At 54.1% G+C, this 21921-nt stretch carries 20 protein-coding genes and 1 pseudogene; 10 read left to right on the top strand and 11 right to left on the bottom strand.

Features of this window, described 5'->3' with window-relative positions; all coding sequences use genetic code 11:
* Positions 1–110 precede the first annotated feature (110 nt).
* The 6 genes and pseudogenes from ACOTXT_RS14000 to pdeR form a co-directional block, all read left to right on the top strand.
* A pseudogene (locus tag ACOTXT_RS14000) lies at positions 111–227 on the top strand (transporter); the annotation flags it as partial.
* 93 nt (positions 228–320) lie between these two features.
* The gene (locus ACOTXT_RS13995; RefSeq protein ID WP_055321877.1) at positions 321–3416 is read left to right on the top strand and encodes a multidrug efflux RND transporter permease subunit; all 3096 of its coding nucleotides are present in this window, start codon (positions 321–323) and stop codon (positions 3414–3416) included.
* A gap of 270 nt (positions 3417–3686) precedes the next feature.
* Complete coding sequence (gene fabI / locus ACOTXT_RS13990) at positions 3687–4475, top strand: enoyl-ACP reductase FabI (RefSeq protein ID WP_003856831.1); 789 nt, start codon at positions 3687–3689, stop codon at positions 4473–4475.
* 155 nt (positions 4476–4630) lie between these two features.
* Positions 4631–5617 (top strand): CMD domain-containing protein, encoded by a 987-nt coding sequence (locus tag ACOTXT_RS13985; RefSeq protein WP_008501221.1) that lies wholly within the window; start codon positions 4631–4633, stop codon positions 5615–5617.
* Positions 5618–5705: 88 nt separating this feature from the next.
* A complete protein-coding gene (locus ACOTXT_RS13980; protein WP_045410380.1) occupies positions 5706–7640 on the top strand; it encodes an exoribonuclease II in 1935 nt (644 codons plus the stop codon).
* Between the two features lie 323 nt (positions 7641–7963).
* A complete protein-coding gene (gene pdeR, locus ACOTXT_RS13975) occupies positions 7964–9955 on the top strand; it encodes a cyclic di-GMP phosphodiesterase (protein ID WP_021240293.1) in 1992 nt (663 codons plus the stop codon).
* Here pdeR and ACOTXT_RS13970 read toward each other — a convergent pair.
* Positions 9952–10821 carry a crotonase/enoyl-CoA hydratase family protein gene (locus ACOTXT_RS13970; protein WP_008501218.1) on the bottom strand — a complete coding sequence of 290 codons (870 nt, stop codon included), beginning with the start codon at positions 10819–10821 and terminating at the stop codon, positions 9952–9954. The two genes, pdeR and ACOTXT_RS13970, sit on opposite strands and share 4 nt — an antisense overlap.
* Positions 10822–11014: 193 nt before the next feature.
* On the opposite strand from ACOTXT_RS13970, the gene ACOTXT_RS13965 reads away from it, so the two are divergent.
* The 3 genes from ACOTXT_RS13965 to osmB all read left to right on the top strand — a co-directional run bounded on the left by ACOTXT_RS13965 (position 11015) and on the right by osmB (position 12472).
* A complete protein-coding gene (locus ACOTXT_RS13965) occupies positions 11015–11197 on the top strand; it encodes a hypothetical protein (protein WP_021240294.1) in 183 nt (60 codons plus the stop codon).
* 44 nt (positions 11198–11241) lie between these two features.
* Positions 11242–11994, top strand: a complete 753-nt coding sequence (locus tag ACOTXT_RS13960; RefSeq protein WP_021240295.1) for a DNA-binding transcriptional regulator YciT — start codon at positions 11242–11244, stop codon at positions 11992–11994.
* Between the two features lie 259 nt (positions 11995–12253).
* Positions 12254–12472 (top strand): osmotically-inducible lipoprotein OsmB, encoded by a 219-nt coding sequence (gene osmB, locus ACOTXT_RS13955; RefSeq protein ID WP_008501216.1) that lies wholly within the window; start codon positions 12254–12256, stop codon positions 12470–12472.
* 105 nt (positions 12473–12577) lie between these two features.
* Here osmB and yciH read toward each other — a convergent pair whose 3' ends face one another.
* The 5 genes from yciH to pgpB form a co-directional block, all read right to left on the bottom strand.
* A complete protein-coding gene (gene yciH, locus ACOTXT_RS13950) occupies positions 12578–12904 on the bottom strand; it encodes a stress response translation initiation inhibitor YciH (protein WP_063929820.1) in 327 nt (108 codons plus the stop codon).
* Positions 12904–13641 (bottom strand): orotidine-5'-phosphate decarboxylase, encoded by a 738-nt coding sequence (pyrF, locus tag ACOTXT_RS13945; RefSeq protein ID WP_008501214.1) that lies wholly within the window; start codon positions 13639–13641, stop codon positions 12904–12906. Before pyrF ends, yciH begins: the two co-directional genes overlap by 1 nt.
* Before the next feature lie 186 nt (positions 13642–13827).
* Entirely contained in the window at positions 13828–14997 is a 1170-nt protein-coding gene (lapB, locus tag ACOTXT_RS13940; protein WP_333165111.1) for a lipopolysaccharide assembly protein LapB, read from the bottom strand.
* 6 nt (positions 14998–15003) lie between these two features.
* Positions 15004–15312, bottom strand: a complete 309-nt coding sequence (locus ACOTXT_RS13935; protein ID WP_008501212.1) for a LapA family protein — start codon at positions 15310–15312, stop codon at positions 15004–15006.
* Between the two features lie 148 nt (positions 15313–15460).
* Entirely contained in the window at positions 15461–16228 is a 768-nt protein-coding gene (pgpB, locus tag ACOTXT_RS13930) for a phosphatidylglycerophosphatase B (protein WP_021240298.1), read from the bottom strand.
* Between the two features lie 196 nt (positions 16229–16424).
* Here pgpB and ribA point away from each other — a divergent pair, with 196 nt between their 5' ends.
* Positions 16425–17015, top strand: a complete 591-nt coding sequence (ribA, locus tag ACOTXT_RS13925; protein ID WP_008501210.1) for a GTP cyclohydrolase II — start codon at positions 16425–16427, stop codon at positions 17013–17015.
* A 36-nt stretch (positions 17016–17051) separates the two neighbouring features.
* Here the strand turns inward: ribA and acnA are convergent, their stop codons facing one another.
* From acnA to cysB, 5 genes are all read right to left on the bottom strand, one after another.
* The gene (gene acnA / locus ACOTXT_RS13920) at positions 17052–19727 is read right to left on the bottom strand and encodes an aconitate hydratase AcnA (RefSeq protein WP_045410387.1); all 2676 of its coding nucleotides are present in this window, start codon (positions 19725–19727) and stop codon (positions 17052–17054) included.
* A gap of 161 nt (positions 19728–19888) precedes the next feature.
* Entirely contained in the window at positions 19889–19987 is a 99-nt protein-coding gene (ymiC, locus tag ACOTXT_RS13915; RefSeq protein WP_032623144.1) for a small membrane protein YmiC, read from the bottom strand.
* A gap of 137 nt (positions 19988–20124) precedes the next feature.
* Positions 20125–20295 (bottom strand): hypothetical protein, encoded by a 171-nt coding sequence (locus tag ACOTXT_RS13910; RefSeq protein WP_021240301.1) that lies wholly within the window; start codon positions 20293–20295, stop codon positions 20125–20127.
* Positions 20296–20297: 2 nt separating this feature from the next.
* Positions 20298–20438: a YmiA family putative membrane protein gene (locus tag ACOTXT_RS13905; protein ID WP_213374860.1), complete on the bottom strand. Its 141-nt coding sequence runs from the start codon at positions 20436–20438 to the stop codon at positions 20298–20300.
* A 336-nt stretch (positions 20439–20774) separates the two neighbouring features.
* On the bottom strand, positions 20775–21749 hold the full coding sequence (cysB, locus tag ACOTXT_RS13900) for an HTH-type transcriptional regulator CysB (protein ID WP_008502814.1): 975 nt from the start codon (positions 21747–21749) through the stop codon (positions 20775–20777).
* Between the last annotated feature and the right edge of the window lie 172 nt (positions 21750–21921).

The following is a 21921-nucleotide window of genomic DNA, read 5'->3' as shown; positions in this document are numbered from 1 at the left end:
CTGGCGGCGTTTACTGGAAAACTCACTGTCGGCAAAAGTCAGTTGCTGGCTCATCCGGTTACTCATTCTGGGTTCAGGTTACAACACGATGATCTCACATCTCGGACTTATTCGCACCTTCCTTAAACGCGATGCCCGATATTGAGGATCTGATCTTTTACTATGAATGTTATTTGATCATTTTTTTTGGTGGAGCACCGCTGTACCTCATTATGAGAATGATCTGAGCCCTTGCTCCACACGGCCTCCATAAACCGCCCACTTCCGCTAAACAGGTGCGCGGTAGACTTTCTACCTCACTCTTTTGCACAAAAAAACCAATGCCTCATTTTTTTATTGACCGCCCTATTTTCGCCTGGGTCGTGGCGCTGTTTATCGTCCTGACGGGTCTCCTGTCTATTCCTCGTTTACCGGTTGCGCAGTATCCGGCGGTGGCTCCGCCAGGCATCATTATTTCCGTCAGTTACCCGGGGGCCAGCCCCGACATCATGAATACGTCGGTGATTTCGTTAATCGAGCGCGAAATCTCTGGCGTAGATAATTTGCTCTACTTCGAATCATCCAGCGACACAACCGGTTCGGCGTCCATTACCGTCACGTTTAAACCCGGCACGGACATCAAGCTGGCACAGATGGATCTGCAGAACCAGATTAAGATCGTCGAGCCTCGTCTTCCTCAGGCGGTAAGACAAAACGGCATTAACGTCGAGGCCGCTAATTCTGGATTTTTAATGATGGTGGGGCTGAAGTCCACCAGCGGTCAATTCGAGGAAGCCGACTTAAGCGACTATTTTGCCCGAAACGTCAGTGACGAGCTTCGTCGCGTGCCCGGCGTAGGGAAAGTTCAGCTGTTTGGCGGCGAAAAAGCGCTGCGTATCTGGCTTGATCCGATGAAGCTCCACAGCTACGGCCTTTCGGTGAGTGATGTACTTGCTGCTGTTGGCCAGCAAAATGCCCTGGTTTCGCCCGGCAAAACGGGAGATGAACCGGCATCTGCGGGACAAGGCGTAACGTATCCCATCACCGTGAAGGGGCAACTCACTTCGGTAGAGGCGTTCAGAAACATTACCCTGAAATCAGATGCATCGGGCGCGAGGCTGAAACTGTCCGACGTCGCGCGCGTTGAGTCCGGCCTGCAAAGTTACGCTTTCGGTATCCGCGAAAATGGTGTGCCCGCAACGGCGGCGGCAATCCAGCTGTCGCCGGGTGCCAACGCAATGAGTACAGCTTCAGGCGTACGCGCGCGCATCGACGAGCTTTCCCTAGTGTTACCGGAAGGAATGGCGTTTACGGTTCCCTTCGATACCGCGCCGTTTGTGAAACTTTCTATCATGAAGGTGGTTCAGACATTTGTCGAAGCGATGGTCCTGGTCTTCCTGGTGATGCTTCTGTTTCTGCACAAGATACGCTGTACGCTTATCCCGGCGATTGTTGCTCCCGTCGCACTTCTTGGCACCTTCACGGTGATGTTATTGAGCGGATACTCCATCAATATTCTGACGATGTTCGGCATGGTGCTGGCGATAGGGATTATCGTTGATGATGCCATTGTGGTTGTGGAGAACGTCGAACGACTGATGGCGGAAAAAAGCCTCTCCCCACGGGACGCTACCCGGCAGGCCATGCAGGAGATCGCCCCGGCGATTATCGGGATCACGCTGGTGCTCACTGCCGTCTTTATCCCCATGGGGTTTGCTGAGGGTTCGGTCGGGATTATCTATCGACAATTTTGTATTTCTATGGCGGTCTCCATACTGCTGTCCGCGTTTCTGGCCCTGACGCTAACGCCTGCCCTGTGCGCAACGTTGCTCAAGCCGCACAAGGCAGGAAAGAGCGGAAGTGGAAGGTTCGCGGCCAGGTTTAACGCGCGCTTCCGTTTGCTCACCGTCTGTTACGAAGCCGGGCTGGGTGCCGTTCTGAAGCGAACCGGGCGTATGCTGCTCCTGTACGTTGCGCTTTGCACGGCGCTGTTTGTTGGATTGTCTTCGCTACCGTCGTCCTTTCTGCCGGATGAAGATCAGGGCTACTTTATGTCCTCTATCCAGCTGCCTTCTGATGCCACGATGCAGCGCACCCTCGACGTGGTCAAAAAATTTGAAGCGGAAATTGCGGCCCGGCCGGACATTGAAAGCAACATTATGATCCTGGGGTTTGGCTTTTCAGGTTCAGGACCGAATTCGGGTATGGCCTTCACCACGCTGAAGGACTGGAAAAATCGGCAGGGCTCGACGGCTCAGGATGAAGCCGACCACATACAGGCCAGCATGACGAACGTCACTGATGCCGTCACAATGAGCCTGCTCCCGCCGGCCATTTCGGATATGGGCACCTCCTCGGGCTTCACCTGGTACGTTCAGGACAGAGCGGGAGCGGGCTATGAGGCTCTAAAGAGGGCCGCCGACGCGCTGGTTTTGCAGGCTAATCAACGCCCTGAACTCAGCGATGTCTATATAGACGGTCTGCCGGAAGGAACCAGCCTTGCGCTCCAGGTTGACCGGGAAAAGGCGGAAGCGATGGGCGTCTCATTCGATGAAATCAACCAGACGCTCTCCGTCACCCTGGGCTCAAATTACGTCAACGACTATACCAACAACGGCCGCGTTCAACAGGTGATTATTCAGGCCGATGCCCCCTATCGAATGCAGCCCGAGCAGATACTGAAACTATCAGTGAAAAACCGGATGGGTGAGATGGTGCCGGTATCAACGTTTGCGACGATCTCCTGGAACGTTGCGCCGCAGCAGTTGACGCGCTACCAGGGTTATTCTGCTATACGGATTACCGGAAGTGCGGCGTCAGGCGTATCCAGCGGCACCGCAATGAAGGCCATGGAGGGCTTGTCCAGGACTCTACCTCAGGGCATGGCGGGCGAGTGGGCCGGGAGTTCGCTACAGGAGATAAAATCGGAATCGCAGCTTCCGGGCCTGATCGCCCTGTCGATACTGGTCGTGTTTATGGTGCTCGCCGCCCTGTATGAGAGCTGGTCTATTCCTTTTGCGGTCATGCTGGTCGTTCCTCTGGGCCTTATCGGCGCGGTGATAGCGGTGTTTATTGCCGGCATGACCAATGACGTGTTCTTTAAGGTCGGTCTGATTACGCTCATCGGCCTGTCGGCCAAGAACGCCATTCTGATTGTGGAGTTTGCCATGCAGCTGCATCGCGAAGGGCAACCCCTGCTGGCGGCGACCATTCATGCAGCCAGTCAGCGCCTGCGCCCCATTCTGATGACATCGTTAGCCTTTACCTTAGGAGTTGTTCCTCTGATGCTGGCCACCGGTGCAAGCGACAGTACGCAGCATGCCATCGGTACCGGCGTATTTGGCGGCATGATTAGCGGTACGCTTCTCGCGATCTTCTTCGTACCGGTTTTCTTTATCGTTATTGCGCGCTTCATCGGCAACATCAGGAAAGCATGAACACCCTTGCGGGATCGCGCCTCCTCGCTGGTTGGATGAGGCGAAGCTGTTGCCGGGTGATATACTGGACGAATGCTGAAATTTCGCGCCCCCGAGAGTCCGCGGCGCATTCTTCGGGGCATGCGACTTCGGAGAAGTGCGAGAAATATCGTGACACAAAGGGCCGTGAGTGGGCTATAATTTCGAGCTAATTTCGAATGGTTTTGAAATACTGCCTGTAACGCTATGAATTACAAGGCAAAATAAGCAATGAATATAAGGATTAAAGCTATGGGTTTTCTTTCCGGTAAGCGCATTCTGGTGACTGGCGTTGCCAGCAAACTGTCCATCGCATACGGCATCGCACAGGCAATGCATCGCGAAGGCGCTGAGCTGGCGTTCACCTACCAGAACGACAAGCTGAAAGGCCGTGTTGAAGAGTTTGCCGCGCAGCTGGGTTCCAGCATTGTTCTGGAATGTGACGTTGCACAAGACGAAAGCATCGACGGCATGTTTGCTGAACTGGCAAAAGCATGGCCGAAATTCGACGGTTTCGTTCACTCCATCGGCTTCGCGCCTGGCGACCAGCTGGACGGCGACTACGTGAACGCGGTAACCCGTGATGGCTTCAAAATCGCGCACGACATCAGCTCCTACAGCTTCGTTGCGATGGCGAAATCCTGCCGCGCGATGCTGAACCCGGGCGCAGCCCTGCTGACCCTGTCCTACCTGGGCGCAGAACGTGCGATCCCTAACTACAACGTAATGGGTCTGGCTAAGGCGTCTCTGGAAGCCAACGTACGCTACATGGCGAACGCAATGGGTCCTGAAGGCGTGCGCGTTAACGCCATTTCTGCGGGTCCAATTCGCACCCTGGCCGCTTCCGGTATTAAAGATTTCCGTAAAATGCTGGCACACTGCGAAGCGGTTACCCCGATTCGTCGTACTGTTACCATTGAAGATGTGGGTAACTCTGCAGCATTCCTGTGCTCTGACCTTTCCGCGGGTATCTCCGGCGAAGTGGTTCACGTTGACGGCGGCTTCAACATCGCTGCAATGAACGAGCTGGAAATTAAATAAGCTGTGACTCTCTTCCCGCCCGGGAAGAGAGTATTTCCCCCCCGCGTCACCCCTTCGTTATTCCGTTCTGCTATTTGTTATCACCTAACAATATTTTTCCCTTTATCTGCCTTACGCCAGGATATTGATCGCCATTTTGAGATCAAGGAACGCACATGGAACAACGCCGTTTTTCCGGCAAAGGCCACTGGTATCATGAAACCCAGTCAAACCACGCGCAGACGGATGTTCTGCCCCTGGTGCCCGAAGCCGCTAACGTCGACGATCGTTTTTTGCTCGATTTAGCCCTGCCTGATGAGATTGTCGCCGCCTGTTCTGGCTGGCTTACCCCTGCCAGAGCCTTATGCCACCAGCTGTTTCCGCTCTCAATTCCCGTGAACCGACTGCATACGCTCAGCGCTTACGATCGGCTCAGTACCGCGCTAACGGTCGCTCAGGCCTGCGGCGTTCAGCGGCTCTGTAACCACTACGCCGCCCTCCTCGCCCCGCTTCCCGGCCCGGACTCCTCGCGCGAAAGCAACCGCCGCCTGGCGCAAATCACCCAGTATGCCCGCCAGCTCGCCAGCTCGCCTGATGTCATTGATGATAAAGCCCGGAACCAGCTTGATGAGGTGGGCCTGTCCACGTACGACATCGTGGTGATTAACCAGATTATCGGCTTTATCGGTTTTCAGGCGCGCGTGGTCGCGATTTTTCAGGCGCTGTTGGGACACCCTGTTCGCTGGTTGCCGGGGCACCATATTCAGCCGCACACGCTTCCCGCGAGCCACGATGCTTGGATGCCGCTTTTACCCGTCGTCGAGCTGCGCTACGCGAATGCGCATCAGCTGGAGTCCCTCTCCCGCTGGCAGGCCGAACCCGCGCTCGAGGCGTTGACGCCGGTGCTTTGTCATGAGCCGACGCTGCTCGACCTGACCGGAGAAATCCTGTTAAACAGCCGCGCGGAGATCCCGCAGACTTCACCCGCACTTTCGGCAGCGGTCGAACTGCTGACCCGCTCGCCGGACCGCTTCAGCGCCGCGCAGTTTACCCCGCTCACGGATCAAGGACTCCAGGGCGAATATGCCATCACGCTGCTTACCCAAAGTGCGTTTGATGGCTGGCTTAATCGTCTGAAAGTGGCGTTTGGTAAAGAGGAATAACCACACTCATTACCCAAAGACCGCTTGCTGAGACAGTGAGAATCGCGTAAAACTGTCAGCCGCTCAATGGCTACGAAAATAGAACATTATGTTTCAGGACAACCCGCTGCTAGCGCAGCTTAAACAGCAACTGCATTCCCAGACGCCGCGTGCAGAAGGGGTCGTAAAAGCCACGGAAAAGGGCTTTGGCTTCCTTGAAGTTGACGCGCAGAAAAGCTACTTCATTCCGCCACCGCAGATGAAGAAAGTGATGCATGGCGACCGCGTCATGGCCGTCATTCATACCGAAAAGGAACGTGAGTCCGCCGAGCCGGAAGAACTGATCGAACCGTTCCTGACCCGCTTTGTGGGCAAGGTGCAGCGAAAAGACGATCGTCTTTCTATCGTGCCGGATCATCCTCTGCTGAAAGATGCCATTCCCTGCCGCGCCGCCCGTGGCGTTGAGCATGATTTTAAAGAAGGTGACTGGGCCGTAGCAGAAATGCGCCGTCATCCTCTGAAGGGCGATCGCGGTTTTTATGCGGAACTGACCCAGTTCATTACCTTTGGCGCCGATCATTTCGTGCCATGGTGGGTTACGCTGGCACGCCACAATCTTGAAAAAGAAGCGCCGAACGGCGTGGCAACCGAGATGCAGGACGAAGGTCTGACGCGTCGCGATCTCACCGCGCTGGAGTTTGTCACCATCGACAGCGCCAGCACCGAAGATATGGACGATGCGCTCTACGCTGAAGAGAGCGCCGACGGCAAACTGCACCTGACCGTTGCCATTGCCGATCCCACCGCCTGGATTGTTGAAGGCAGCAAGCTTGACGAAACGGCGAAAATTCGTGCGTTCACGAACTACCTGCCGGGCTTCAACATCCCAATGCTGCCGCGTGAACTGTCAGACGATCTCTGCTCGCTGCGCCCAAATGAAGTGCGCCCGGTTCTCGCCTGCCGCATGACCATTGCCGCGGATGGCGCGATTGAAGACGATATCGAGTTCTTTGCCGCCACCATCGAGTCGAAAGCCAAGCTGGCCTACGATAACGTCTCCGACTGGCTGGAAAATACCGGTAGCTGGAAACCAGAATCAGACGCCATTGCCGCGCAGATCCGTCTGCTGCATCGCATCTGCCTGAACCGCAGCGAATGGCGTCAAATCCATGCGCTGGTGTTCAAAGATCGCCCGGATTATCGCTTTGTTCTGGGTGAGAAAGGCGAAGTGCTGGATATCGTGGCCGAGCCGCGACGCATTGCGAACCGCATCGTTGAAGAAGCGATGATTTCCGCCAACATCTGTGCCGCACGCGTGCTGCGCGACAAGCTGGGCTTTGGTATTTACAACGTCCATACCGGCTTCGATCCGGCGAATACCGAAGCGCTGGCGGCCCTGCTGAAGAATCACGACGTGCACGTCGATCCGGAAGAAGTGCTGACCCTGCCGGGCTTCTGCAAGCTTCGCCGCGAACTGGACGCGCAGCCATCGGGCTTCCTGGACAGCCGCATTCGTCGCTTCCAGTCCTTCGCTGAAATCAGCACCGAGCCTGGCCCGCACTTTGGTCTCGGCCTCGAAGCCTACGCGACCTGGACGTCACCGATCCGTAAGTATGGCGATATGGTTAACCACCGTCTGCTGAAAGCGATTATCAAAGGCGAAACCGTTGCCCGCCCTCAGGAGGAGACCACGCTGCAAATGGCCGATCGTCGCCGTCTGAACCGCATGGCAGAGCGTGACGTTGGCGACTGGCTGTACGCGCGCTTCCTGCAGGATAAAGCCGGTACGGATACCCGTTTCGCCGCCGAGATCATTGATATCAGCCGCGGGGGGATGCGCGTCCGCCTGGTCGATAACGGTGCTGTCGCGTTTATTCCGGCGCCATTCCTGCATGCTGTTCGTGATGAAATGGTCTGTAGTCAGGAAAACGGTACGGTGCAAATTAAAGGTGAAACAGTTTACAAAGTCACCGACGTGATTGACGTCACTATCGCTGAAGTCCGTATGGAAACCCGCAGTATTATCGCGCGTCCTGTCGCCTGATAACCTGTTCAATTGTCGGTCATTTCCTTTCCGGAAAGGCCGACAATTTTTCTTTTTATCCCCGCCACAAAATCATTATTTTTTCTTACTATTTTCAGCCTCTCCTCGCCCAAATTCGCCATAATTATCTACAGTAAAAGAGTGTTGTTATATTCGGTTACGTGAATTTTTATACGCTTAGTATCCTTTTAAATCTGACTCGTTTTATTATAAGAATTCAGGGAAAAACAATAAGTTCACTTCGGTTTTGCCGCTGCTTCTCAACGGAAAAGTCGACTGCAAATGAATAATTGGTGCGCTACTGAACAGCTGCGGGAGAAAACATGATGGACGATCTGGAGCAGAATTTGCTGTTTCGCTACATGGGAACCCACAGTCCATGGTGGCGCTTGTCAGCTGACAGCAACGCTCTGCACCTTGCCGCCAGTGAAAATGCCGATGTCACCCAAGTGATTGCGCTGGACGACGATCAGGCCGATCTTATCCGTCATTTAACCGTTATTACCTCCAGCATTTCCATGACGCTCTCGTTATTCGGGGAAGATGTCCCGGTTCACCTTGTAGGCCGTAAAATTACCCGTAACGAGTGGGCCGGTACGGCTTCCGCCTGGAACGATACGCCCTCCGTGGCGCGCGACCTGGCTCAGGGACTCTCTTTTGCGGAACAGGTGGTGTCAGAGGCTAACTCCGTGATTGTTATTCTCGATCAGAATGGCAATATTCAGCGTTTTAACCGACTGAGCGAAGAGTATACCGGCCTCAAAGAGCAAGAAGTGATTGGCCAGAACGTGTTTAAGCTCTTTATGAGCCGCAGCGAAGCGGCTGCCTCAAAGCGCAATATTACCGGTTTCTTCCGCAACGGCAGCTCCTACGAAGTCGAACGCTGGATCAAAACGCGTAAAGGGCAACGACTGTTTCTGTTCAGAAACAAATTCGTTCACAGCGGCAGCGGTAAAAATGAAATTTTCCTTATCTGTTCCGGTACCGATATTACCGAGGAACGCCGCGCTCAGGAGCGGCTGCGCGTGCTGGCCAATACCGATACCATCACCGGCTTACCAAACCGCAATGCGATCCACGACCTGATCTCTGACGCCATCAGTCACCGCGGCGACACGCAGGTTGGCGTGGTGTATCTCGACCTGGATAACTTTAAAAAGGTCAACGACGCTTACGGGCATATGTTTGGCGATCAGCTGTTACAGGCTGTGGCGCTCGCCATTTTGAGCTGTCTGGATGAGGGACAGGTGCTGGCACGACTTGGCGGAGATGAGTTTATCGTCATGGCCACCCATACCTCTCAGGGCTCTCTGGAAGCGATGGCGTCGCGCATTTTAACCCGCCTGCGCCAGCCGTTCCGAATCGGCCTGATCGAAATTTACACCGGCTGTTCCCTGGGCATCGCCCTCGCCCCGCAGCACGGTAACGACCGGGAAAGCGTCATTCGTAACGCCGATACCGCCATGTACACCGCTAAAGAGAACGGCCGGGGCAAGTTCTGCGTCTTCTCGCCCGAGATGAACCAGCGCGTGTTTGAGTATCTCTGGCTGGATACCAACCTGCGTAAGGCGCTGGATAACGACCAGCTCCTGATCCACTACCAGCCTAAAATCACCTGGCGCGGCGAGGTCAGAAGCCTGGAAGCGCTGGTCCGCTGGCAATCGCCCGAACGCGGGTTGATCCCACCGCTGGAGTTTATCTCTTATGCCGAGGAGTCAGGGTTGATTGTGCCGCTGGGCCGCTGGGTGATGCTGGATGTGGTTCGCCAGGTGGCGAAATGGCGCGATAAGGGAATTAACCTGCGCGTGGCCGTGAACGTCTCTGCGCGTCAGCTGGCCGACCAGACTATCTTTAGCGACTTAAAGCAGGCGCTGAAGGATCTAAACTTTGAATACTGCCCGGTCGACGTCGAATTAACCGAAAGCTGTCTCATCGAGAACGAAGAGCTGGCGCTCTCCGTGATCCAGCAGTTCAGCAGGCTGGGGGCGCAAATTCATCTCGACGATTTTGGTACCGGCTACTCCTCCCTTTCTCAGCTGGCCCGCTTCCCTATTGACGCCATAAAACTCGATCAATCGTTCGTCAGGGATATTCATAAGCAGTCCATCTCCCAGTCTCTGGTGCGCGCCATCGTCGCGGTGGCGCAGGCGTTAAACCTGCAGGTGATTGCCGAAGGGGTGGAAAATGCAAAAGAAGACGCCTTTCTGACCAAGAACGGCGTCAACGAACGGCAGGGTTTTCTGTTTGCTAAGCCGATGCCCGCTGCCGCATTCGAGCGATGGCTAAAACGATATCAGGCGCGGAAACAGCATTAACTGGCTTTACGCAAGCCCGCCGCGTGATGGCGGTTTTGCAGCATGACCAGACGCTCCATGTAGGCGATATCTTTCGGTTCCAGGCAGAAAGCCGCGTCTACCCAGTCTTCCGTGATGTCCATCAATTCACTGCGCGGCAATTGCAGAACGCGCGTACGGGCGCGCAGCATCGCTCTTACGCCATTCAGTTTTGGCCGTAGCGTGTCGATGAAGGTTCGTGTGGAGACATAGCTTTGTCCGGGTTCAAACAGGAGATCCACCAGGCCATGCTGTTCGTACCATTCCGCCGTATGGGATTCCCCCTTGTAGATGAGTTCCTCCGCCAGCTTCATTCCTGAACGGCGAGCTACCAGGGAATATCCCCCCATGCCCGGGAAGAGGTTAAAAGCAATCTCGGGAAAACCTAAACGTGCATCGCGCTGCGCCAGAACGAAATGGTGCGCAAGAGCGGCCTCAAACCCGCCCCCTAACGCGCTGCCTTCGACCATGGCCAGCGAGATGGCCCCCGTATCAAACCCCCGGGAGGCCGCATGCACGCAATCGACACAGGCGCGCGCATAGGCCCGTAACGCTTCACGTCGACCGTGCTGAATGCACTCGACGAAAAACTGCAGGTCACCGCCCACATTGTACATCTCAGGCACCAGCGATCCGGTCACCCAAAAATCGACCGCAAAACCAGACTGGCGGACGAGCCATGAAAGGTTCATGATCTCCTCTATTAACGCATGGTTGAAGCAAGGACGTGGCTGAGCCCGCAACATCATCCAGACTGTATGTCGCTCTGCCTCGTAATAGCCTGACAGCTGGGTGAACCGTTCAGTATCGGTAAACAGTGTGCAGGTAGGCTGATTGATAACTGTCATAGTCTAATTCCTCTTATAAAAAAGCGCGTTGCGCGCAGTTTTAGACTAATCCACTCAATAAGCCCGCAGCATGAGGGGGAATAATTTTATCACTTCCGTTTATGTAATTTGGTTATTGCATTTTTTCCCTTCTCTTTTGAAGCCAATTTCTGCATCATTGAAAATATTAACTTTTCGCGCCTGGGGTGAGATTATGTCAACTATTGACGCACAAGCTGTAGCACAACGAATTGATACCGTGCTGGATATCCTGGTGGCGGGCGATTATCACTCTGCTATCCGTAATCTTGAGATCCTGAAGTCTGAACTTCTTGCTCAGAATGGCGCTGACGATGCGCCCGAAAACAGACAGCCAAAAGCGCCGTGGGAAGTTTAACCCCCACCGTTTCCGACCTCGTTTCGCTTTATTAAATGGATGCTATGAATTCCCGACAACAACTCATTTTGCAGATGGTCATCGATCAGGGACGCGTAAGCGTAGTCGATCTCGCTAAAACCACTGGCGTTTCTGAAGTCACCATCCGTCAGGATCTTAATCTGCTGGAAAAACAGAGCTACCTGCGTCGCGCGCACGGCTATGCGGTCCCGCTGGACAGTGATGACGTTGAGACGCGCATGATGAACAACTACGCGCTCAAACGTGAACTGGCGGAATTTGCTGCGTCCCTGGTGAACAACGGCGAGACCGTCTTTATTGAAAACGGCAGCAGTAATGCCCTTCTGGCGCGAACGCTTGCCGATCAAAAAGACGTCACCATCATCACCGTCAGCAGCTATATCGCGCATTTACTTAAAGAGACGCGCTGCGAGGTGATTCTGCTGGGCGGCATCTATCAGAAAAAAAGTGAAAGCATGGTTGGCCCGCTGACCCGTCAGTACGTCCAGCAGGTTCATTTCAGTAAGGCCTTTATCGGGATTGACGGCTGGCAGCCGGAGACAGGCTTTACCGGCCGGGATATGATGCGCTCTGACGTGGTGAATGCCGTACTGGAAAAAGAGTGCGAAGCCATTGTGCTCACCGACAGCTCTAAATTTGGTGCCGTTCACCCTTACACGATGGGTCCCGCTTCACGCTTTAGCCGCGTGATTACCGATGACCGTTTGAGCGAAGCGCATCGCAATAAACTCGAAGAGAGCGGTTTGATCGTCAATATTATTAAAGCCAGCGCCTGATTTCCCTCCGCGCCCGTATTTCGGGCGCACACGTCTTTCTCTGAGATGATTCTTAACCCTGCTTTAAGAGTTTTTACCTGTTTAACCTGCCCTAAAGTCGTAAAATTACTATTAGCGATATAACAGGAAGTGACTATCACCTGCGTGATAAAGTAACGCCTGCGCGACCAGCTTTCACGGGGAAAAGAATTAAGTATTCGTTTAGTCTATACTTAACGTGTACATCTTTCCGTGAATCGATAATTCAGGAGAAAGTATTATGACCTTAACCAGCAAAAAATTAGCCGCCGCTGTTCTGGCAATCACTGTCGCTATGTCCCTGAGCGCATGCTCTAACTGGTCTAAACGTGACCGTAACACCGCGATTGGTGCCGGTGCCGGTGCTCTCGGTGGTGCAGTATTAACGGATGGTAGTACGCTGGGTACATTAGGTGGCGCTGCTGTCGGTGGTATTATCGGTCACCAGGTTGGCAAATAACTATTATCTAAGCCTTCCTCGATATTGCGATATTTAAACGCATTTCAGGTCTGACATACGCACGTATATAACACGAGCCACGGCATTTGCCGTGGCTCATTTATTTTAGCCGCCTGCCAGTTTGACTTTCATGCCTTTGGCTTCGAGCAGTGATTTAATTAAATCACGTTTATCACCCTGGATTTCGATAATGCCGTCCTTCACGGCCCCGCCGCATCCACATTTCTTTTTCAGCTCGGCAGCCAGCTTTGTCAGTTCAGCATCATCCACATCAATACCGGAAATAAGGCAGACCCCTTTCCCCTTACGTCCGCTGGTCTGACGCTGAATGCGCACGATACCGTCCCCCTTAGGACGTTCCACTTTCGTTTTCGGTTCGTCGATACGCCCGCTCTCGGTTGAGTAGACCAGACGGCTGTTGGAATCGGTCATTACGCCCCCTTTTTCAGCGATGCGTTGATAGCCTTAAGCGTCTCTGCCGGGTTTGCAGACTGCGTCACCGGACGTCCAATGACCATATAGTCAACGCCCGCCGCCAGCGCCTGCTCAGGCGTCATGATGCGACGCTGATCGCCCACGTCGCTGCCCGCAGGACGGATCCCCGGCGTAACGAGTTTAAAATCCTGGCCCAGCGCTGATTTGAAACGTACCGCTTCCTGCGCGGAGCAGACTACGCCATCCAGGCCGCACTGCTGCGTCAGACGCGCGAGACGTTCGGCATGTTCCGCAGGTGACAACGTCACGCCAAGGTCGCGTAAATCATTTTCGTCCATACTGGTCAGCACGGTGACGGCGATAAGCAGCGGCGCGTCGTTACCGAACGGCAGGAGCGCCTCACGGGCAGCGGTCATCATTCTTGCCCCACCCGACGCATGGACGTTGACCATCCATACGCCCAGCTCGGCGGCTGCAGCAACGGCGTGGGCCGTGGTGTTCGGAATATCATGGAATTTGAGGTCGAGGAAAACGTCAAAGCCGCGCTGTTGCAGATCGCGAACGATTTGCGGTCCAAACAGCGTGAACATCTCTTTGCCAACTTTCAGGCGGCAATCGCGAGGGTCGATACCGTCGACAAACGCCAGTGCAGCGTCACGCTTATTGTAATCAAGCGCAACAACAACAGGAGAATCCGTAATTACGCGGGAAGTGGAGGATGTAACAGACGTCATGACCAGCCCTTTTCGTCTATGGGCGCGCAGCGGCGCGGAACAGATAAACGGCCAGCATTCTACCTGCCGACGCCGCAAATTGACAGAATCCATTTATCTACCTGCCAGGCTGGCAAACCGCACGGTGCTCAGAAAGCGTTAAATACCATCAGTATGTTGTAACTAAAATGAAGGCTTTTAAAAAAATTACTGCCCGTCCAGGCCGCGGATGGGCTTGATGGTGGACCAGGCCCGGCAGGACGGACAATGCCAGTAGAGCGTGTAGGCGGTAAAACCACACTTCTGGCAACGGTAGCGCGGTTTGCTGCGCACCTGCTCGCCAACCATGTCGCGAAGCACCATCAGGCTCTCTTTCGCGCGCCCTTCTTCCGCGTCGTTCAGGTGGTAATCCATCAGCTTATGGAAGACCCGCATGGTCGGATGACGCTGAAGCTGTCGGGTGATATAGACCTGCGCGGTGTCGCCCCCCTCATACTGCTCAACAACGTCAGCAAGCATCAGTTCCGCGGTTGCGCCGGTATTCTCTTCCACGCAGCGACGCAGAAATGCCACCCACTCTTCCCGCTTGTCCAGCTGTTGATAGCAGGTTTGCAGCATTTCCAGCGTTTCACTGACCAGCTCTTTGTCCTGGTCGATAACCCGCAGCAGGCTTTCAACGGCTTTAGCGTAGTCGCCATTCGCCATAAAAACGCGCCCCATCATGATGGAGATACGGGCGCTGTTGCGGTCCGCGGCGGCACCTTTCTTCAGCAACGCCATGGCATTGTCCATGTCGTCATTGCCCATCTGCTGAAGGGCAAGCTCACAGTAGAAATGGGCGATCTCAACGCGCTGCTTATCTTTACCCAGCTTCACCAGACGTTCAGCCGTATCAATGGCTTTCTGCCAGTCGCTGGTGGCCTGGTAAATCTGCAGCAACTGCTGCAGCGCGCCAATGCGGAAATCCGTTTCATCTACCAGCTGGGTGAACATATCTTCAGCGCGATCGTACAGCCCCGCGGCCATATAGTCTCGGCCCAGCTGTTGTACCGCCAGGAGACGCTGTTCGTAAGTCAGAGACGCGCTTTCCATCAGGGTCTGGTGGATACGGATGGCGCGGTCAACCTCGCCGCGCGAGCGGAACAGGTTACCCAGGGTAAGATGCGCTTCAACGGTCCCCGTATCCTCTTTCAGCATGTCGAGGAACAGGTCCACCGCTTTGTCCTGCTGATTGCTCAGGAGGAAGTTCACCCCCGCAACGTAGTCGCGGGAGAGCCGGTTGGCCTCATCCTGTTTTGTTTGTTGCGCACTTCTGCGGCCCATATACCAGCCATAGGCTGCGGCGACAGGCAAAAGCAGAAACAACAACTCCAGCATCGTCGATTATTCCTTAACGACCGGCACGCCAGAGCTTTCCGGCATGTCGGACGCAGGCGCAATGTGATGTTCGAGTCGTTTGATTTTACGTTCAGCGCGCGCAAGCGAAACACGGACTTTTAACCAGAACAAACCGCAAACCAGCCAGCCAATGGCAAAGCCTGCAGCAAATAAGACCGCGAGCAGGCTCGACACGCGATACTCGCCCTGAGCCAGCAGATAGTTAAACGTCACCTGCTGATCGTTTTGTGCACCCAATGTGACTGAAATGACAAAAATCGCCAATACCAGTAAGAAAATGAGTAAATATTTCACATTACTTCCCGTTATGTGGTTCAAGCGAATAAAGTATGTTCAACTTACCGCAATCAGCCTTATAAACTACCATTTTAGTGACGGGCGCGAAATGGAAAAAGTGACGCGCCAGTCATGGATCTATGGGCAAAATGCGCAATATCAACCTTCAGGCGTCCGTTTGGTCCCTTTCGGCTATTTCTTCTTTCTCTTCCGGCGGTGGCGTTAGCGGGCCGCAGAATCGTTCAGCCAGCCAGGTCGCCAGCATAACCAGCATCCACGAGATGAGCGTGGCGACGACCAGGTCCCGTGGCCAGTGCATCCCCAGCAGTAAGCGGCTGCCCATCACTCCCGTCGCCCAGACCAGTAAAATCACGATGGTGACCGTTCGACGTCTAGGCCAAAGCAGCCCAACCCCCAGCAGCGCCCAGCTGGCCGCAAACATGGTGTGGCCGGAGGGAAACGCGAACCCGGTCTCTTTCTGCCAGTGTTTACGCAAGAATTTCGGGATATCCTGCTGTTCCGCAAGCTGTTCTTTCACCAGTGCGCCACGATCTTTACGCTTTAAAGTGTAGAACTCATCCACCGGAACATGGTGCGTTTTTTCCAGCCAGACGACAAAAGGACGCGGCTCCTGAACGCGATCTTTCACCCAGGATTTTACGCCCTGACCGATAAGGATAGCGCCGCCGAGGATCGCAAAGAGCATTAGTGCCGCGCGCAGACGAAAGCGCAGGCACCACAGAAACCAGGCGCACAGGAGGACGTGGGTGATAATTCCCCAGGGCTGGGTGACCGTTTCCGTAATCCAGTATAACGTTTTCAGCCACGTGGCGTTCTGCCCGGGCTGCCACATCCACCCTGAAAGCCATACGGCCAAAGGCATAATCAGTAAAATGGCCGCACCTGCTGCCGTACGTCTGGCGATTGAATGCATGTCTTCTCCTTTTTGCTAAGCGTCACAATCATAACTGAAATTTGTTCGCTGGGTGGAGATGTCGGATCGTGCTTTTAACGGTCATATCGCATGGTGCCCATTAGGCGAACCTGCTGAGCTTGTGGCAAAATAAACTGATACAGAAAGCAAAACAGGGCACAGGCACGAAACGTGTCAGCCTACTCTGGAGAATCACATGCAGCTTAAACGTGTGGCAGAAGCCAAACTGCCAACCCCATGGGGCGATTTCCTGATGGTGGGTTTTGAAGAACTGGCAACCGGACAGGATCATGTCGCACTGGTATATGGCGACATTTCAGGGCAGACGCCGGTGCTGTCCCGCGTCCATTCAGAGTGTCTCACCGGCGACGCGCTGTTCAGCCTGCGCTGTGATTGCGGTTTCCAGCTGGAAGCGGCCCTTTCTCATATTGCTGAAGAAGGCCGCGGCGTGCTGCTTTATCACCGTCAGGAAGGGCGTAATATTGGTTTGCTGAATAAAATTCGCGCCTACGCGCTTCAGGACCAGGGCTACGATACGGTTGAAGCCAACCATCAGCTCGGTTTTGCCGCTGACGAACGTGACTTCACCTTATGCGCCGATATGTTCAAGCTGCTGGGCGTAGACGAAGTTCGTCTGCTGACCAATAACCCGAAAAAAGTGGAAATCCTGACCGAAGCCGGGATCAACATCGTTGAACGTGTACCGCTGATTGTCGGCCGTAACCCGAAAAACGCCCACTATCTTGATACCAAAGCTGCCAAAATGGGCCATCTGCTGAAAGAGTGATATAAAAAGCCCGGCACGCGTGCCGGGCTCGTTTCATCAATCCAGCATCTTACGAATCACGTAATGTAAAATGCCGTCGTTCTGGTAGTAGGTCAGCTCGGTTGCCGTATCAATACGGCACCGACAATCCAGCACCTCGGTTTTCCCGTCTGCCCGCGTTAACGTTACCGGCACCGTTTTACCCGGCTGCAGGTTTTGCAGGCCGCTAATATCAATCTGCTCTTCCCCGGTCAGGCCCAGCGTTTTACGCGTCACGCCCTGCGGGAACTCAAGCGGCAGGATCCCCATGCCGATCAGATTCGAACGGTGAATACGTTCGAACGATTCGGCGATGACCACCCGAACGCCAAGCAGGCGCGGGCCTTTCGCCGCCCAGTCGCGGCTGGAGCCGGAACCGTACTCTTTCCCGGCAATCACCGCCAGCGGCGTCCCTTCCTGTTGGTATTTGACCGCCGCATCATAAATCGACACGACTTCCGTCCCCGGCAGATGGCGCGTCATGCCCCCTTCCACGCCCGGCACCATTTCGTTACGAATGCGGATGTTGGCAAAGGTCCCGCGCATCATGACTTCATGGTTACCGCGGCGCGAGCCGTAAGAGTTAAAATCGCGGCGTTCGACACCCCGGCTTTGCAGATAGCGGCCTGCCGGGCTATCGGCTTTGATGCTCCCCGCCGGAGAGATATGATCCGTCGTGACGGAATCCCCCAGCATGGCCAGGATACGCGCGCCGTGAATATCCTTAAGCGGCGCCGGCTCGGCCTGCATCTCATCAAAAAACGGCGACAGACGAATATAGGTCGAGTCATCCTGCCAGCCATAGGTATCCGAACCTGCAACGTTGATGGCTTTCCATTCCGGCGTGCCTTCAAAGACCTCCGCGTACTCTTTGCGGAACATCTCGGTAGAAACCTTCTCAACGGCCAGCGCGATTTCACGTGAAGAAGGCCAGATATCTTTCAGATAGACAGGATCATTCTTACGATCGTGACCAATCGGATCGGTCACCAGGTTGATATTCATGTTCCCGGCCAGGGCATAAGCCACCACTAGCGGCGGCGAAGCAAGCCAGTTGGTTTTCACCAGCGGGTGAATGCGCCCTTCAAAGTTTCGGTTACCGGACAGTACGGCGCCGACCGTCAGGTCACCCTGCTTGATCGCCGTTTCGATAGGTTCAGGCAGAGGCCCGGAATTACCAATACAGGTCGTACAGCCGTAGCCCACGAGGTTAAAGCCCAGCTCGTCCAGGTACGGCGTCAGTTTGGCCTGAGCCAGGTAATCCGACACCACTTTGGAGCCCGGTGCCAGCGAGGCCTTAACCCACGGTTGAGGTTTTAGTCCAAGCTCTACCGCTTTCTTAGCCAGCAGACCGGCCGCCATTAATACGCTGGGGTTGGACGTGTTGGTGCAGGAAGTAATCGCGGCAATCACAACCGCGCCGTCCGGAAGCTGATACTGATGTCCGTTCAGAACATAGTCGACGGGACGATGGTCTTTCTGCGCCACGTTCACTTCAAGGGCATTGCTGTCGGCAAACGCTTTCGGCACGTCGGTCAGCGCAACCCTGTCCTGCGGGCGTTTCGGCCCCGCGAGGCTCGCTTCGACGCTTCCCATATCGAGTTCAAGCGTGCTGGTGAAAACAGGCTCATCGCCCGGATTGCGCCACATGCCCTGCGCTTTGGTGTACGCTTCCACCAGCGCGACCTGCTCTTCGCTGCGGCCGCTTAGGCGCATGTACTCCAGCGTGACGTCGTCAATGGGGAAAAAGCCGCAGGTGGCACCGTATTCCGGCGCCATATTGGCAATGGTGGCGCGGTCGGCCAGCGGCAGTGAATCCAGTCCGTCACCGTAGAATTCGACAAACTTGCCTACCACACCATGCTTGCGCAGCATCTGGGTGACGGTCAGCACCAGGTCGGTGGCGGTAATGCCTTCAGACAGTTTTCCGGTGAGCTTGAAGCCCACCACATCCGGAATAAGCATGGATACCGGCTGGCCGAGCATGGCGGCTTCCGCTTCAATACCGCCGACGCCCCACCCCAGTACCCCCAGACCGTTGATCATGGTGGTATGGGAGTCCGTACCCACCAGCGTGTCCGGATAGGCGACCCACTCTTTATCCTGCAATTCGCTCCAGACGGCTTTACCCAGATATTCAAGGTTTACCTGGTGACAAATGCCGGTGCCTGGCGGGACCACGCTAAACCGGCTGAACGCCTGCTGTCCCCACTTCAGGAAGACGTAGCGCTCGTGGTTACGCTCCATCTCGAGACGAACGTTTTCACCAAAGGCATCGTCATCACCGAAGTGGTCAACGGTCACGGAGTGGTCAATGACGAGGTCAACGGGGGAAAGCGGGTTAACCTTTGCCGTATCTCCGCCGAGACGCTTCACGGCTTCGCGCATCGCGGCTAAATCAACCACGGCCGGAACACCGGTAAAGTCCTGCATCAGCACCCTTGCCGGGCGGTAGGCGATTTCTCTGTCGGCATGGGCCTTCTCAAGCCACCCTGCCAGCGCCTGGATATCATCGAGCGTGACGGATTCACCGTCCTGCCAGCGCAAGAGATTTTCAAGTAAAACTTTCAAGGACTTGGGTAAACGCGAAATGTCCCCAAGCGTTCTGGCAGCCAGCGGCAGGCTGTAGTAGTGCCAGGTTTTATTTTCTGCCTGTAACGTGTCCTTACTGGCTTCGCGTAGGGTTAACGACATAAGCTCCTCCTTAATCACAGAGATGTCCCGACAATCATCAGGGCTGTAATTAAAGATAACACAAAGATGTCGTAACGTTTTGATAACAACCCAAATTGATAAATTTCGGATTGGTCCACAAGGGGGAAACAAAAAACCCCGCCGTAGCGAGGTTTTACAATTTAGTGGAGCGCCAGCCAGATGAGCTGACTCCAGAACAGAATCGACACGGTAAAAACGCCGATCCACGACCAGTATTTGTGAGACGTCATGTTATTCATCATAGGGACACCAGGCATTATTTATAAAAATTCCGAGGTTGTTCCTCAGTGCTATATTGCTGATGTGTATTTATTAAAGAGTACAAAAGTGCAGAGTCGATATTCAGACTATTTGCATCATTACGCAATAAACTAAATTATTGTTTTTTGGGTTCGTCTTCTGCGAACACATCAATAAACGCTTGCTGCTGCGGCGTCAGTTTCCAGGACGCAGGTACAACAGTTGCAGGTGCTTTACGCCCTCTGTGGCCGTTGTCACGATGCTGACACATCTGTTTTACCGAAGCGGTACGTACCGTCACTGCCATATTTAACCCCAATATCTCCAGGCCAGGAGAGCAACAGCCACCCAAAACAAGGCGGAGACGAGAAAGACCGCCAGCCAGGCTTTACGCTTGAGCGCAGGATCCCTTTGCGGTTCTTCACTTCCTGAAGGCATTGCTAACCTCATACAATCGACATCGCTTATCATTTAGGACCAAACAATTGGTACAATTAATCATCTGTTGAGATAAATCCTAAAGAAACTTTAGCCGAAAAGCCAGTGAATTTACGCACCGGGAGGTATGAAATATTCAATCTTTTGACCAGAAATAAATTATTGAAAAGAAAAATTTGCGGAGGCGTAAATTAGTTTCTACTTTTGTCGCCGATTCACGACATTAAAACCTTACAAAGCAAATGGCTAATGACATTATATGGCAGGGAAAGCAGATGATGATAATTCTAATTTAGCTTTGAGGCGTTATTTCGGTATCTTTCCCTGGGGGAAAGATACCGGTTGTGATTATTTTTCGGGGAGTTTGATGTCTTTAAACATCTCTTCAATATCTTCATTTGAGCGTAATGCCACGGCGGTATCCACCACGTCACGCGTTAAATGAGGGGCAAAGCGCTGAATAAAATCATACATATAGCTGCGCAGGAAGGTGCTGCGGCGGAAACCAATTTTTGTGGTGCTATGGCTGAAAACGTCGTGCGCATCAAGACGCACCAGGTCAGGGTCTGACACCGGATCGACCGCCATGCTGGCGATGACGCCCACGCCCAATCCAAGCCGGACATAGGTCTTAATCACGTCGGCATCGGTCGCGGTAAAGACAATGCGCGGCGTTAACCCTGCTCGGTTAAATGCCGTATCAAGCTCGGACCGGCCAGTAAAGCCAAACGTATAGGTCACCAGAGGATACTGGGCCAGCTCTTCGATAGTGACCGACCCTTTACCCGCCAGGGGGTGATCGGGGGTCACCACAATAGAGCGGTTCCAGTGGTAGCACGGGAGCATCACCAGATCGTCATACAGGTGAAGCGCTTCGGTGGCGATGGCAAAGTCTGCATTCCCTTTAGAGACGGCTTCAGCGATTTGCGTTGGCGAGCCCTGGTGCATATGCAACGAGACGCGAGGATAACGCTCGATAAAGCCTTTGATAACGCCGGGCAGCGCATAGCGCGCCTGAGTATGCGTCGTGGCAATATACAGCGAGCCTTTATCCGGCCAGGTATGCTCCCCCGCCACAGACTTAATCGCATCGACTTTGGAGAGGACTTCCCGCGCAATGCGGATGATTTCCTGCCCTGCAGGCGTCACCTGAGTGAGATGCTTACCGCTGCGGGCGAAGATCTGAATGCCTAACTCATCCTCCAGCATACGAACTTGTTTGCTGATGCCCGGTTGCGAGGTATACAACCCCTCGGCGGTAGAAGAGACGTTAAGGTTATGATTCACCACCTCAACGATATAACGAAGCTGCTGTAATTTCATGCCAGACCATCCGATTTAGCGCATGCGGTCAATCGCTTAAGACGATTTAATAATAAGAAACAGGTTAACTATAACCACTATATCATTTATAGCCTGACTGTATAGTACGGAACAAAAAATAATAACAAGGTAATAAAAAAGGGCCGGAAATCCGGCCCTTTTACAGGTAAGT

Origin of the sequence: Enterobacter cloacae complex sp. IR5422 (genome assembly GCF_049238165.1) — a bacterium.
Classification (GTDB): Bacteria; Pseudomonadota; Gammaproteobacteria; order Enterobacterales; family Enterobacteriaceae; genus Enterobacter; species Enterobacter roggenkampii.
Note: the sequence above shows the minus strand (reverse complement) of the source record. Positions and strands in the feature narration are given on the sequence as shown.